The sequence below is a fragment of the Bradyrhizobium sp. LA6.1 genome (genome assembly GCF_040547805.1).
GTDB lineage: Bacteria > Pseudomonadota > Alphaproteobacteria > Rhizobiales > Xanthobacteraceae > Bradyrhizobium > Bradyrhizobium barranii.
Map to the genome: position 1 here is coordinate 593,135 of NZ_JBEPQK010000004.1, position 13,680 is coordinate 606,814.

Genomic DNA, 13,680 nt, shown 5'->3' on the forward strand with positions numbered 1-13,680 from the left:
CCTTTCGTTGGATGGGTCGCGGCGTCAGTTCAATTGCGCCATCAGCGCGTCGGCGCCCTTGTCGAGGCCAGCGGTGGCGGCGGCGAGCGCGCCGGCGGTGGCCTTGATGTCGTAGGCAGCCGGGTATTGCTTGGTGACGTAGGCGGAGAGCAGGCGCGCGGTGGCGGCGTCGAAGATCTCGACGCCGTAGATGACCGAGCCGGTCATGGTGCCTTCGCCGTCGCGCGCGGCCTGCACGCCGTTGTAGACGGCGCCGGCGACGTCGAAGCGGGAGAGCGTGCCGAGCACCGGCGTGTTGGCGACGGCGCCGGTGAGTGTCAGCCTGATCCGCAGCGTCTCCGGCCCACGCTCGCGCACCAGCGCGAAGCGGCCGCGCAGACCCTCGGCGAAACGGTTCTGCATGTAGGCGGCAAGCGTCGCCTTGTCCTTGTCGGACATGTCGCCGAACTGGTGATCCCTGCCGCGATAGACCACGACCGGTTCGAGGATGACTTTGTTATAAGCGCGCCAGTCGACCGGCGTGGAATAGCGGTAGGGCACGCGGCCGGAGGCGTCCGACTTGTCCGGAGCCATGTAGGCTGAGGACGCCATCCCGGAATACGGCACGGGCGCGACGGTGGCGCAGCCCGCGACGGCTGCGCCGAGCAGCAGCGTTCCCAGACCGCGCAGGGCGATCGAGCGATTCATTCCAGACTCCTCTAGCGGCTTGCTGCCCAGGCAGTGGCGACCGCAGCCGCGTACGGGACCAGACGCGGCTGCGGCGCTCACCAGTGCCAACCCAAGGCTTCGTCCGGGGCCATCTCGGAAGCCTTGAGTCGTCTCAGTGTGTCGATTTATAAAACCGACTAGACGGTTTGTAAAGTTCAAAAACGCGGGCATGGCACATTTGGCCGCAGGCGCGGCTTTGGGCAGCGATCGGCGGGAAATCGTTAACGATGAATCAGGCGCGCTTGCGCGGCGTTGCGGCCTTTGCCGCCGAAGGCGCGCCGGATTTGGCGGTGCGCTTGGCGCCCGGCTGCGCGAGGCCGGTCCACTGCGCGTCGTCGAGCAGACGCGCGAACAGCCGCTGGTGCTCGTCCTTGCTGAGCGGTGACATGCCGAACAACGAGCTCAGCAGGAGTCCCATCGCGCCGGCCCAGCGCAGCATCGCGAGATCAGGATCAGTGGCCTCTTCCCTGATCGCCGCCATCCTCTCCATCTCGCGCTCGCGCGGCAGCGCCATCAGGCTCGGATTCTCGACCATGGCCGCAACCAGCGCCAGCGCGGCAGAATTCGGCGAGGTGGCCGCTTCGCGCACGGTCGCGAGCTGGGTCGCCAGATTGGGATTCGCGGAGGTCGCGCTCACCTTTGCCATGGTGCTGGTGGCGAACTCCTCGAAATGCGCCATCTGCCGGTCGAGCAACGCCTTCAGCACCGCTTCTTTGGTGCGGAACTGATGCATCACGCCGCCCTTGCTGAGTCCGCTCTCGCGCGCGATCGCATCCAGCGTCAGCCGGCCCGGCCCGGCGCGCGCGATGATCGCGATGGCCGCTTCGAGTGCGGCGTTACGGGATCGTTCGGAGCGGCTGGCATTGTCCATGGCCGACTTGTCTCCGTGACAAGACAATGAATCAAGTGAAAACAGGACGCGCTGTACATTTTTTGTGCGAACACTGTCGAGACTTTCATCTTGCGGCCCCGAATGAGACTGTGTGAGCCTCGATACCGGATGGGGACTGGGATGGGCCGGCCGGAGCTTTGCGCGCCATGACGTGCGAAGCGTTCTCGGCCGGTCTCGCTTGAGAAAGATACGACATGCCAAAACGAGTGTTGCTTGGTGCCCTCCTGGCTTGCGGCCTCACGGCCTCGGCGCTGGCGCAAGAGCCGAGGACGGGGGGCGTGATCAACGCCGTGATCCAGCCCGAGCCGCCCGGCCTGATGCTTGCGCAGGTCCAGAACGGCCCGACTCAAATGGTCTCGGGCAACATCTTCGAGGGCCTGCTGCGCTACAGCCCCAAGCTCGAGCCGCTGCCGGAGCTTGCCGAAAGCTGGAGCGTCAGCGAGGACGCCAAGACCTACACCTTCAAGCTCAAGAAGGGCGTGACCTGGCATGACGGCAAGCCCTTCACCGCCGCCGACGTCCTGTTCTCGATGGAGATGCTGAAGCAGACGCATGCGCGTGCCCGCACCAATCTGGCGCAGGTCGACAAGATCGAGACGCCGGACGACTATACGGTGGTGTTCACGCTGAAGCAGCCGTTCGGACCGTTCCTCGGCATCTTCGAGGTCGGCTCGATGCCGATGGTGCCGAAGCATCTCTATGAAGGCACCGACTGGAAGACCAACCCCTACAACAACGCGCCGGTCGGCACCGGCCCCTTCATGTTCAAGGAGTGGCAGAAGGGCTCGTTCATCCGCCTGGTCAAGAACCCGAACTACCACGAAAAGGGCAAGCCCTATCTCGACGAGATCTACTGGCAGATCATTCCCGACGCCGCCGCGCGCTCGGTGGCGTACGAGACCGGCAAGGTCGACGTGCTGCCCGGCGGCTCGGTCGAGAATTTCGACGTGCCGCGGCTGTCCAAGCTGAAGGACACCTGCGTCACCGGCGCCGGCTGGGAGTTCTTCTCGCCGCTCGCCTGGCTATGGCTCAACAACCGCCAGGGTCCGCTCGCCGACAAGCGGGTGCGGCAGGCGATCATGTTCGCGATCGACCGCGATTTCGCCAAGGACGTGATCTGGAACGGGCTCGGCAAGGTGGCGACAGGCCCGTCCGCCTCGACCATAAGGTTCTACACCGACGACGTGCCGAAATACCCTTACGATCCGGCCAAGGCCAAGGCGCTGCTGAAGGAAGCCGGCTACAAGGGCGAGAAGATCCGCCTGCTGCCGCTCGCCTATGGCGAGACCTGGCAGCGCTGGGGTGAAGCCGTGAAGCAGAACCTCCAGGACGTCGGCATGAACATCGAGACGATCGCCACCGACGTTGCCGGCGGCAACCAGAAGATCGGCGACTGGGACTACGACATCGCCTTCACCTATCTCTACCAGTATGGCGATCCCGCGCTCGGCGTCGGCCGCAATTATATCTCCAGCAACATCGCCAAGGGGCAGGTCTTCAACAACGTCGAGGGCTACTCCAACCCGGAGATCGACAAGCTGTTCGCCGACGGCGCGACCGCGACGCCGGACTCGAAGCGCAAGGAGATCTACGAGAAGGCGCAAAAAATCCTGGTCGAGGACGTGCCGGTGGCCTGGATGCTCGAACTGCAATTCCCGACCATCACCCGCTGCAAGGTCAAGAACCTGATCACCACGGGGATCGGCGTCAATGACGGCTTCAAGGACGCATGGCTGGACAAGTGATGACTGCCCTCTTCACCTCTCCCCGCTCGCGGGGAGAGGTCGAATGTGCGCATAGCGCACATTCGGGTGACGGGGAGTCTCCGCGAGTCCAACTATCACCGTCCCCGCGGAGAGTCCCCCTCACCCCAACCCTCTCCCCGCATCCGCCTTCGTCGAGGCTTCGGCGGACAAGAGCGGGGCGAGGGAGCCCAGTGTCTCCGTGGCTCCAGGTCACGCTACAAGAGATGACTCTCTAATATGCTCTCCTTCGTCGCTCAGCGTATCGTGAAGGGCGTGATCGTCCTGCTCGCGATCGTCGTTCTCAATTTCTTCCTGATCCGGCTTGCGCCCGGCGACCCCGCGGTCGTGATGGCGGGCGAGGCCGGTGCCAGTGACCAGGTCTTCGTCAAGCAGCTCCGGGAAAAGTTCGGCCTCGACAAGCCGCTGCCCGAGCAGCTCTTCATCTACGTCAAGGGCGTCGTCACGCTCGACCTCGGCTTCTCCTTCCGCCAGCAGGCGCCGGTCGTGAAGCTGATCGGCGAGCGGCTGCCGGCGACGCTGCTGCTGACACTGACCGCATTCGCGATCTCGCTCATGCTCGGCGTTCTCTTCGGCACCTTCGCCGCGCGCTTTGCCGGAACCTTCCTCGACACGGCCATCACCGTGTTCGCGCTGATCTTCTACGCCATGCCGATCTTCTGGGTGGCGCTGATGGGAATCCTCCTGTTCTCGGTCACCATGGATTGGCTGCCGAGCTTCGGCTACGAGACCGTCGGCGCCAACCTCACCGGCATTGCCCACGCAGCCGACGTCGCAAAGCACCTGATCATGCCGGCGATGACGCTCGGCCTGTTCTTCATGGCGACCTATACCCGCATGACGCGCGCTTCGATGCTGGAGGTGAAGCGCCTCGACTTCGTCAAGACCGCGCGCGCCAAGGGCCTTTCCGATGCCGTGATCCAGCGTCGCCACGTGCTGCGCAACGCACTGCTGCCGGTCGTGACGCTGGCCGGTGTGCATTCCGGCACGCTGATCGGCGGCGCCGTCATCACCGAGACCGTATTCGCCTGGCCCGGCATCGGGCGTCTGATGTACGACGCGCTGCTCCAGCGCGACTACAACCTCCTGCTCGGCGTCTTCGTGATCTGCTCCGCCATGGTGCTGATCTTCAACCTCATCACCGACCTCGTCTACCGCCTGGTCGACCCGCGCATCGAATTCGCTTCATGAAACAGTTCTGGAAATCGATGCTGAAGAGCCCGAGCGGCGTCGTCGGGCTCGTCATCCTTGTCCTTGCGATCTCGATCGCGGTGTTCGGGCCGATGCTGTTCCCGAATTCACCCTGGCGCATGGTGCAGCGGCCGTTCCTGCCGCCCTTCACGCTCTCGACCGTGCCACTCGGCACCGACGCGCTCGGCCGCGACGTGTTCGCCGGCATGATCTTTGGCGCGCGCGTCTCGCTGCTGGTGGGTCTCGTCTCAACGCTGGTCGCGCTGGTCGTCGGCGTTCCCATTGGCGCCATGGCCGGCTATTTCGGCGGCAAGGTCGACGACGCCCTGATGCGCTTCACCGAGTTCTTCCAGACCATTCCGAGCTTTGCGCTCGCGATCGTGCTGGTCGCGATCCTCCAGCCCTCGATCTATTCGATCGTGGCCTCGATCGCGGTGGTGAGCTGGCCGCCGGTCGCCCGCCTCGTGCGCGGCGAGGTGCTGTCGCTGCGCACGCGCGAATATGTCCAGGCCGCGGTGGTCACGGGCCAGAGCAACACCTGGATCATCCTGCGCGAGATCCTGCCCAACGCGCTGTCGCCGGTGATCGTGCTGGCCTCGCTGATGGTGGCGACCGCCATCCTGCTGGAATCCTCGCTGGCGTTCCTCGGGCTCGGCGATCCCAATCTGATTTCCTGGGGCTACATGGTCGGCGCCGGCCGCACCGTGATCCGCCAGGCCTGGTGGATCACCGTGTTTCCCGGCGTCGCCATTCTGATCTCGGTGCTCGGGCTGAACCTGATCGGCGAAGGCCTCAACGACGCGCTCAATCCGCGCCTGTCGCGGGAGGGCCGCTGATGATGACCGCCCCGCCCGCCGTCTCGATCAAGAATCTGCGGATCGCGCTGCCCAAGGGCGCCGAGCGTCCGTTCGCGGTCGACGGCGTTTCGCTGGATTTGCGGCCCGGCAAGATCGTCTGCGTCGTCGGCGAATCCGGCTCCGGCAAGTCGATGTGCGCGCATGCGCTGATGGGCCTTCTGCCTGATACGGTCACCGTCACCTCCGGCGAGATCCAGTTCGAAGGCCGCGACCTGCTCAAGCTCGACGACGACGGCTGGCGCGATCTGCGCGGCCGCCGCCTCGCGATGATTTTTCAGGAGCCGATGACCGCGCTCAATCCGTTGATGCGGATCGGCGACCAGATGGCGGAGATGTTCGAGGCCCACGGCCTGCTGACGCCGAAGGAGCGGCGCGCCAAGGCCCTATCGCTGGCGCGCGAGGTCGGCCTGCCCGACCCCGAGCGCATTGTCCGCGCCTATCCGCACCAACTCTCCGGCGGCCAGCGCCAGCGCGCCATGATCGCGATGGCGCTCGCGCTCGAGCCCGCAGTGCTGGTCGCGGACGAGCCCACCACCGCGCTCGACGTCACCACGCAGGCGCAGATCCTGAAACTGATCCGCAACCTCCAGCGCAACCGCAACATGGCGGTGATGTTCATCACCCATGATTTCGGCGTGGTCGCCGACATCGCCGACCAGGTCGTGGTGCTCAGGCATGGCAAGGTCGTCGAGGAAGGCCCCGCTAGCTCCGTCTTCAACAATCCGCAGCATGACTACACCAAGGCGCTGCTCGCCGCCGTGCCGTCGATGGACCCGCCGGCGCGCGAGCCGCTCGATGACCAGGCCAGGGCCGTCGAGGTGATCGGGCTGGACAAGACCTACGTCACATCAGGCGGTTGGTTTCGCGACGACCGCCGCGTCGATGCCGCGCGCGAAGTCAACTTCAACATCCTCAAGGGCGAGACGCTCGGCCTCGTCGGCGAATCCGGCTCCGGCAAATCGTCGGTAGCGCGTCTGGTGATGCGACTGATCGAAGCCGACCGCGGCACGGTGCGGATCGGCGAGACCGATCTCACCTCGCTGTCGGGCAAGGCGCTCCGCGCCGAGCGCCATCGCATCCAGATGATCTTTCAGGATCCGTTCGCCTCGCTCAATCCGCGCCGCAAGGTCGGGCACATCATCGCCGACGGTCCGATCGCAGCCGGCATCGATCCGAAAGTGGCGTTCGACCGCGCCCGCGATCTCCTCAAGATGGTCGGACTGGACGCCGGCGCGCTCGACCGCTACCCGCATGAATTCTCCGGCGGCCAGCGTCAGCGCATCGGCATTGCGCGCGCGCTCGCGCTCGAACCCGAGATCATCGTCGCCGACGAAGCCGTCTCCGCGCTCGACGTCTCCGTGCAGGCGCAGGTGTTGCGACTGCTCGAAGACCTCAAGGCGCGCCTTGGCCTCTCGATGCTGTTCATCACCCACGATCTGCGCGTCGCGGCGCAGATCTGCGACCGCATCGCGGTGATGCAGCGCGGCGCCATCGTCGAGCTGAAGCCGACCGCACAACTGTTCGCCGCGCCGGAGCACGCCTATACGCGCGAGCTGCTGGCGGCGGTGCCCGGGCAGAAGGAACGCGCGCCGGCGGCGTAAGTCGGCCGATCGTGGTTGCTACTTGGCCGGAGGGTTGGTGTTCTTCCAGGTCGGGACTGAGTTGGTCACGCCGACCGATGGTTGATTAGACGTTCCGACCGACGGCGCAGTGACGGTCCCGACGGTCTGTCCGGAGCTTCCATAAGTTGTGCCTTGCGTTGCTGGCGCTCCGGAAAGACCGCCCGTGTTGCTTTGGGTGCCCGCCGCAGACGTCTGCGCGCCTGCAGCGAATGGCGATGCCGTAAATCCGACCGCGATAAGTACCGCAATCGAGCGTCTCGTTCTTGTCATGGCTAATCCTTTCGGGCGGTCTCTCAGTCGCGTCGGCCGTTCGCTCGTCGAACCACTCGTGCACTGAGCAATCTTACAACTCCACGCGCGCGAAAATGTGCCGCAATACGATCACACTGCAGGGCCTGACGCTCCATCACGATGGCGCGACGAGCAGCTCCAACCGAACAGGGGCGCACTCCCAGCGCCTTGGCTCGCCGCCGCACCGGAGGATGCTCGCATGTGTGCCGTGCTTGCAGCGGTCCCGGCACGCAAGCAGCGCGCACTGGCAACGTCACGCCAGCTCATGGCTAAGGTATTCCGCTCCTCTTCGCGCGCCGGAACACTCACGGGCTTTTTATCCCCCGTGACCGTCCGCACAGATGCGAAACAGAGGCCGACACCCCAGATTCGCATGGAATGATTTCCATCATCTGATGATGGATTTCCGATCCATTGGAGCCGACATGGGCCAGGTTATTCAGTTTGTCTCGAAATCCGAGCGCGAGCGCGTTCGCCTCATTCAGGAGGCACGCGCGATCTACGACAGCATTTTTCCGCCGGCTGATCCGAGCGGCGAGCCGCAGGGCAAGGCGACGATCGGCCGCGCGGCCAACGGCGACGCAGGAAATCTGGCGTGATCAAGATCATCGCGGTGCTGTGCAGCCTCTCCTCCCCGGCAAATTGTCACGAGCAGATCGTCACCACCTCGGACTTCGCCAACGTCTCGATGCAGTCCTGCCTGATGGGCGCGCCGCAGCTCGCCGAATGGATGAACCAGCATCCGGCCGAACGCCTGGCTGGATGGCGCTGCGTGTTCGGTCAACAGACCGGCAGGGGCGCCTGAGGCCACAGGCCGTCTGGTCAAGGACGGCGCCATCCAGTTGAACCGTGACGAGCATGCATCGCCAGGCTAGAATGGCGACGCTGCTTGGCAGAGGGGGACGCCGGATGGAGGTCGCCAGCCTCGTTCTTCCCGTGTTCGCAATCATCGTCACCGGCTGGCTTGCCGGCGAACTCGGTTATCTCTCCCGCTCGCTTGCGGACGCGCTGGTGCATTTTGCCTACAACGTGGCAATGCCCGCGCTGCTGATCGTCACGATCGCCCAGGAGCCGGCGCGCAACCTGCTGGAATGGCGCTTCCTGCTCGCTTTCGGCGGCGGCTCCCTCCTCTGCTTCGCGCTGGTCTTCCTGGCGGTCCGCGCGGGCGGCAAGCACGACCTCGCCAGCAGCACGATCCATGGCATGGCGGCGGCCATGACCAATACCGGCTTCGTGGCGCTCCCGATCCTGCACGCGATCTACGGCCAGCCCGCCGTCTTGCCTGCCGCGGTGGCGACGGTGTTCGTCGCCGGCGTGATGTTTCCGCTCACGGTCATCCTGCTGGAAAGGGACGTGCGCGGCCCTTCGCATTCCACCGGGCTGGTGAAGCAGATCCTGCTCAATCCGATGGTGCTGTCGACGCTGATCGGTCTCGTCTGGGCGATCACGGGCTTGCCGATTCCGGCGCCGGTCGCGGCCTATCTGAACATCATTGCCGCCGCGCTCACGCCCTGCGCACTGTTTGCCATCGGGCTTGGCCTGTCGGTCGACGGCCTGCGATCCAACCTGAAAGCATCGTTCGCGCTCGCGACCGTGAAGCTGGTGGTGATGCCGCTGATCGTCTACGGACTTTGCGTGGTCACTGGCCTCAACCCGCTCTACACGGTCGCCGCCGTCATATGCGCGGCCGTGCCGACGGCGAAGACCGTCTATGTGCTGGCGCACGAGCACAAGGTCGAGGAGAAGCTGGTCGCGGCCACCGTCTCGGTCACGACGATGCTGTCGGTCGCGACATTGCTGGTCGCGCTCTACCTGCTCTCAGGCCTCGCGCCGGGTGTGCGTTGACAGTCGCCGGCGCGCCTGGCGGCGTGTTCTCTATCTCGTGGTGTTGCTCCAGGTCGGCACCGAATTGGTCACGCCGACCGACGGCCAATTGTACGATCCGATCGAGGGCGCCGTGACCGTCCCGACCGTCTGTCCGGACGACCCGTAAGAGGTCCTGGGCTGCGCGACCGGCAATGCGGCGGCGCCATAGGTCGGGGCGACCACGCCCGTGCTGTAGTGATGCCGGCTCGGCCGGGCCTTCTTCGCTTCGGCTGCGAAGGGCGCGGCAAGCAGTCCGACGGTGATGAGTGCGGCAATGGCGGGTTTGATGCTTGTCATGGCGGTTCCCTTCATTGGCTGCGAGCCCACTGTGCCATGTGTTCATTCAACGCGGAATTTCCATGGGCACCCGTTCATAACTTCGTGCACGCCCGAATGTGCCTGACCCAGGCACCGCTGCCGTGGTCATCGTCGCTTCGGACGACATGCCTTGCGGCCATGTCGCTCCTTGATTGTCGCGACAGAGTGCATCAGCGCCTTGAAGGCGGCGATCGCCGGATCGTCAGCGAGCGCGTGGTCGGGCCGCGACTCCAGATGCTCGACCACGGCCAGCAGCGCGTCCGCGATCTGTCCGATCTGTTTGCCGTAACCGGCGACATCCGACAGCACGTCCTTCTCGACATCTGGCGCCGAGGATTGCCCCACCGTGATGTTGACGAGGCCGAACTGGCCGCCGGTGGGGCTGAAGAACGACGGATAAATGGACTGGACGACATTCCCCGACAGGGGCAGCTTGAACACAGGCATGCGATTTCGCCTCGCTGATGCTCGACCGGCATGGACACACTATCACGACCACCCGCCTTCGGATGGACCCGAATCAGCGCTAGTGCATCGCCTTCAGTGACTTCCCTGGACGCAAGCAGCATGACCGGCCCCGAACTGAAGCAGCTCCGCAACGACCTTTCCGATGCCCTCGAGCGCAAGCTCACCGCGGCCGACATGGCCAAGCTTTGCGGACTGCCGGCGCAGGGCGGCGCCGATACCATCCGGCGCTGGGAGGTCCGTGGCCCGACGCCGTCCGCGACCAAGGTGCTGCGCGTGCTCGCGATGGCCAGCGAGCGCTATCCGATCATGGAGAAGTTCGACGTCTTCGATCGCCACGACGTACGCGAGGAAGACCGGCCTGCAAGGCGCGCGGCCTTCCGCGCGCAGATGCGCGATGAGGCGCGGCGGCGTCTTGGTTAACGAGAGACGCGCGCAAGTTACCCGAGACGTGCGACGTTAAGCCTTCCTTCACCACTTCTTAAGCCGCCATTAAGCACGAAAATCATTTACAGCCCAATAAGTTAGGTTGGCTGTCGCTGTGCCACGGATGTGACAGCATTTTCGTCAAAAGCGAGCTATCTGCAAAACCAACGACGGCGCGGACAGCGCGCCTGCCGGGGACCAAAGTGCTGGAGTTCAAGACGATGAAGAAGATTTTGTTTGCGACCGTTGGGCTGCTCGTGGTGGGCGCTGCCGCGCCGGCCGTCGGCGCCGATCTCGGCAACCGCAACTACTACAAGGCGCCCGCGCCGGCTTATGCCGCGCCGATCTACAACTGGACGGGCTTCTATGTCGGCGGCCATGTCGGCGGCGCGTTCTCCAGCGACAACAATTTCAACGGCCTCTCCACCGGCAACAACGGCAACGGCCGTTTCCTTGGCGGCGTGCAGGTCGGTGCTGACTGGCAGTTCAACCCGAACTTCTTGGTCGGCGTCGAAGGCCAGTATTCCTGGCTCTCCGGCAGCGTCGGCGCGGCGTTCCCGGGCGGCGTCGCCTACAGCAACGACCAGCGTGGCCTCGGCTCGATCACCGGCCGCGTCGGCTACACCTGGGGTCCGGGCCTGCTCTACGTGAAGGGCGGCTACGCCTATTCGGACAACAACGAGAAGGTGACGATTGGCGGCGTGCCGACGGGCTTCATCATCGATGGCGATCACCGCAACGGCTACACCGTCGGCGCCGGCCTCGAATACATGTTCGCCCCGAACTGGTCGGCCAAGGCCGAGTACCAGTACTACAATTTCGGCGACGCCCACTTCACCGCGGGCCCGCTGGTGGGCACCGGCAACTTCACGACCGACGACCACACCTTCAAGGCGGGCGTCAACTACCGCTTCAACTGGGCCAATTCGGCGGTCGCGCGCTACTGATCGCGCCTCAAAAATCTCTTCGCAATCAAGGGCCGGCAATTCTGCCGGCCCTTTCTTTTTTCGCTGTGCGGAACAGGCGCAACCGATTGTGCAACTTGCGATTTTTTAACCCGACCCAGGGATACTCCGCGGCGAAAATATAAAGATCACGCGTGGGGGAATTTCGATGGCGATCCGTCTGGGTGCTGGCCGTGTCCTTGGCCGTCTCAAGCCTCGTTTCAAGATGCCAAGGTGGGGCGTGCGCGGCAGCCTGTTCGCCGCCTTCGCATTGATCGCCGGCATGGGCCTCGTCATCGCAGCCGGCGCCGGCTTCGTGTTCAATCACCTCGGCGCGACCATGATGGATCTGAGCGGCCGCGACATCCCGCGCCTCTCCGCCAGCCTGCAGCTTGCCTCGCAAAGCGCGACGCTCGCGGCGCAAGGCCCGGGCCTGCTGGCATCGCCCTCCGACGAGGCGCTGAAGGAACGCACCAAGAGCGTGAAGGACATCCAGCAGCTCGCCATGGCCAAGCTCGGCGAGATCATCGAGCTCGGCGCCGACAAGCAGATCGCAACCGCGCTGCGCGACACCGCCAAGAGCATCGACGAGGCGACCCAGAGCCTGGTGTCGGCCGCGCGCGAGCGGCTCGAGACCGGCGCGCTGCATGACAAGCAGTATGAGGCGCTGCGCAACGCGCAGCTCACCTTCGTCGGCGCGGCCGGTCCTGCGATGCTGGACGCACAGACACGCTTGAACGCGATCCTCGGCGCGGCGGAAGTTTCCGCCGATGATGCGACTGAGGCCGCCCGCACCGTCTCCCAGGTCGCGACAATCTCCGCCAACGGCAATCTCATGGCCGCCGACATGATGGCGGCGCTGTCGGCCAACAATAGCGACACGCTGGAAGCGATCGAGAAGGAGTTCAAGGCGACGCGCGACCGCGTCAAGTCGAACCTCGAGGATCTCCCGAACATGCCCTCGATGCAGACGGTGCGCGACGCCGTGCAGAAGCTGTTCGCCTTCGGCGAGGGCAAGACCGGCGTGTTCAAGATCCGCCAGAAGGAGCTCGACGCCATCGACTACGGCCAGACCATTCTGGACGAGACCCGCAAGCTCAATGTCGGTCTCGGCATCAGCGTGCAGCAGCTCGTCGACGGCGTGCAGAAGGAGACCAACGCGTCGACCTTCCAGGCGCGCCAGGAGATCTCGCTCGCCACCACCGCGATGCTGGCGCTGGGCGCGCTGATGCTGGTCGGCTCGGCGCTGTTCGTCTGGCTCTATGTCGGCCGCAACATCCTGCGGCGGATCGGCGCGCTGCATCAGTCGATGCAGCTGCTCGCGAACGGCGACCTCGAGACCGAGATCTACCGCTCGAAGCACCACAATGACGAAATCTCGGTGATGGCGAACACGCTGCAGGTGTTCCGCGAGAGCATGATCGAGGCCCGCGCGATGTCGAGCGAGCAGGACAAGGACCGTGTCGCCAAGGCCGAGCGTGCCGCGCGCATGGAAGCGAAGATCGCCGAGTTCGAGGGCGCGGTACGCAACGCGCTCGACAATCTCGCGCAGTCGGCCAATTCGATGCAGTCCACCGCGCAGAGCATGTCGAACACCGCCGACCAGTCCAACGCGCTGGTGAACGCGGTTGCCTCCGCCGCGGAGGAAACCTCGGTCAACGTGCAGACCGTGTCATCAGGCACCGAGCAGCTGTCGTCCTCGATCGAGGAGATCAGCAAGCAGGTCGTCACCTCGGCCGCGATCGCCAGGAAGGCGGTCGACGAGGCCGGCGCCACCGACACCACGGTGCAGAGCCTTGCCGACAGCGCGAGCCGCATCAGCGTCGTGGTCGACCTGATCCAGACCATCGCCTCGCAAACCAACCTGCTCGCGCTCAACGCCACCATCGAGGCAGCGCGCGCGGGCGAAGCCGGCCGCGGCTTCGCAGTGGTCGCCTCCGAGGTGAAGAGCCTCGCGAGCCAGACCGCCAAGGCGACGGAAGAGATCCGCACCCAGATCGCCAGCATGCAGCAAGTCACCACCTCGGCGGTGGGCGCTATCCAGGGCATCGGCCGGATCATCGGCGAGATCAACGACGTGACGACGACGATCGCCGCCGCGGTCGAGGAACAGGGCGCAGCCACCCGCGAAATCGCCCGCAACATCCAGCATGCCGCCGGCGGCACCAGCGAGGTCTCCAGCAACATCATCGGCGTCTCCACGGCGTCCGCGGAAGCCGGCGCGGCGGCGAGCGAAGTGCTGGGCGCCTCCGACGCGCTCCGCCGCGAAGCCGACATGCTGCGCGGAGAGATCGACGCATTCCTCAACAATATGCGGGCGGCGTAAGCCGCCGGCCC

At 65.1% G+C, this 13,680-nt stretch carries 15 protein-coding genes; 10 read left to right on the forward strand and 5 right to left on the reverse strand.

Features of this window, described 5'->3' with window-relative positions; translation table 11 throughout:
• Positions 1-24: 24 nt before the first annotated feature.
• Entirely contained in the window at positions 25-687 is a 663-nt protein-coding gene (locus ABIB99_RS13360) for a DUF3313 domain-containing protein (protein WP_166345642.1), read from the reverse strand.
• A gap of 253 nt (positions 688-940) precedes the next feature.
• Positions 941-1,579 (reverse strand): TetR/AcrR family transcriptional regulator, encoded by a 639-nt coding sequence (locus tag ABIB99_RS13365; protein WP_063980797.1) that lies wholly within the window; start codon positions 1,577-1,579, stop codon positions 941-943.
• A 215-nt stretch (positions 1,580-1,794) separates the two neighbouring features.
• Between ABIB99_RS13365 and ABIB99_RS13370 the strand changes: the two genes are divergently transcribed.
• The 4 genes from ABIB99_RS13370 (at position 1,795) to ABIB99_RS13385 (ending at position 7,012) form a co-directional block, all read left to right on the forward strand.
• On the forward strand, positions 1,795-3,345 hold the full coding sequence (locus tag ABIB99_RS13370; RefSeq protein WP_063980796.1) for an ABC transporter substrate-binding protein: 1,551 nt from the start codon (positions 1,795-1,797) through the stop codon (positions 3,343-3,345).
• Between the two features lie 237 nt (positions 3,346-3,582).
• On the forward strand, positions 3,583-4,554 hold the full coding sequence (locus ABIB99_RS13375) for an ABC transporter permease (protein WP_354176131.1): 972 nt from the start codon (positions 3,583-3,585) through the stop codon (positions 4,552-4,554).
• Positions 4,551-5,390, forward strand: a complete 840-nt coding sequence (locus tag ABIB99_RS13380; RefSeq protein ID WP_028148686.1) for an ABC transporter permease — start codon at positions 4,551-4,553, stop codon at positions 5,388-5,390. Before ABIB99_RS13375 ends, ABIB99_RS13380 begins: the two co-directional genes overlap by 4 nt.
• A gap of 2 nt (positions 5,391-5,392) precedes the next feature.
• The gene (locus ABIB99_RS13385; protein WP_354176205.1) at positions 5,393-7,012 is read left to right on the forward strand and encodes an ABC transporter ATP-binding protein; all 1,620 of its coding nucleotides are present in this window, start codon (positions 5,393-5,395) and stop codon (positions 7,010-7,012) included.
• Positions 7,013-7,030: 18 nt separating this feature from the next.
• Here ABIB99_RS13385 and ABIB99_RS44500 read toward each other — a convergent pair whose 3' ends face one another.
• A complete protein-coding gene (locus ABIB99_RS44500) occupies positions 7,031-7,303 on the reverse strand; it encodes a hypothetical protein (protein WP_502917497.1) in 273 nt (90 codons plus the stop codon).
• 446 nt (positions 7,304-7,749) lie between these two features.
• Between ABIB99_RS44500 and ABIB99_RS13390 the strand changes: the two genes are divergently transcribed.
• The 3 genes from ABIB99_RS13390 to ABIB99_RS13400 all read left to right on the forward strand — a co-directional run bounded on the left by ABIB99_RS13390 (position 7,750) and on the right by ABIB99_RS13400 (position 9,169).
• Complete coding sequence (locus ABIB99_RS13390) at positions 7,750-7,923, forward strand: hypothetical protein (RefSeq protein WP_167768152.1); 174 nt, start codon at positions 7,750-7,752, stop codon at positions 7,921-7,923.
• Positions 7,920-8,129 (forward strand): hypothetical protein, encoded by a 210-nt coding sequence (locus ABIB99_RS13395; protein WP_028148688.1) that lies wholly within the window; start codon positions 7,920-7,922, stop codon positions 8,127-8,129. The genes ABIB99_RS13390 and ABIB99_RS13395 overlap by 4 nt, the downstream gene beginning before the upstream one ends.
• 104 nt (positions 8,130-8,233) lie before the next feature.
• A complete protein-coding gene (locus ABIB99_RS13400; protein WP_071916872.1) occupies positions 8,234-9,169 on the forward strand; it encodes an AEC family transporter in 936 nt (311 codons plus the stop codon).
• A gap of 30 nt (positions 9,170-9,199) precedes the next feature.
• Here ABIB99_RS13400 and ABIB99_RS13405 read toward each other — a convergent pair whose 3' ends face one another.
• Complete coding sequence (locus ABIB99_RS13405; RefSeq protein WP_071917770.1) at positions 9,200-9,487, reverse strand: hypothetical protein; 288 nt, start codon at positions 9,485-9,487, stop codon at positions 9,200-9,202.
• A gap of 126 nt (positions 9,488-9,613) precedes the next feature.
• On the reverse strand, positions 9,614-9,955 hold the full coding sequence (locus ABIB99_RS13410; protein ID WP_354176133.1) for a hypothetical protein: 342 nt from the start codon (positions 9,953-9,955) through the stop codon (positions 9,614-9,616).
• Between the two features lie 120 nt (positions 9,956-10,075).
• On the opposite strand from ABIB99_RS13410, the gene ABIB99_RS13415 reads away from it, so the two are divergent.
• The 3 genes from ABIB99_RS13415 to ABIB99_RS13425 all read left to right on the forward strand — a co-directional run bounded on the left by ABIB99_RS13415 (position 10,076) and on the right by ABIB99_RS13425 (position 13,669).
• Complete coding sequence (locus tag ABIB99_RS13415; RefSeq protein ID WP_354176134.1) at positions 10,076-10,396, forward strand: hypothetical protein; 321 nt, start codon at positions 10,076-10,078, stop codon at positions 10,394-10,396.
• Between the two features lie 224 nt (positions 10,397-10,620).
• Positions 10,621-11,346 carry an outer membrane protein gene (locus ABIB99_RS13420; protein WP_063986055.1) on the forward strand — a complete coding sequence of 242 codons (726 nt, stop codon included), beginning with the start codon at positions 10,621-10,623 and terminating at the stop codon, positions 11,344-11,346.
• Positions 11,347-11,512: 166 nt separating this feature from the next.
• The gene (locus ABIB99_RS13425; protein ID WP_354176135.1) at positions 11,513-13,669 is read left to right on the forward strand and encodes a methyl-accepting chemotaxis protein; all 2,157 of its coding nucleotides are present in this window, start codon (positions 11,513-11,515) and stop codon (positions 13,667-13,669) included.
• Positions 13,670-13,680 lie beyond the last annotated feature (11 nt).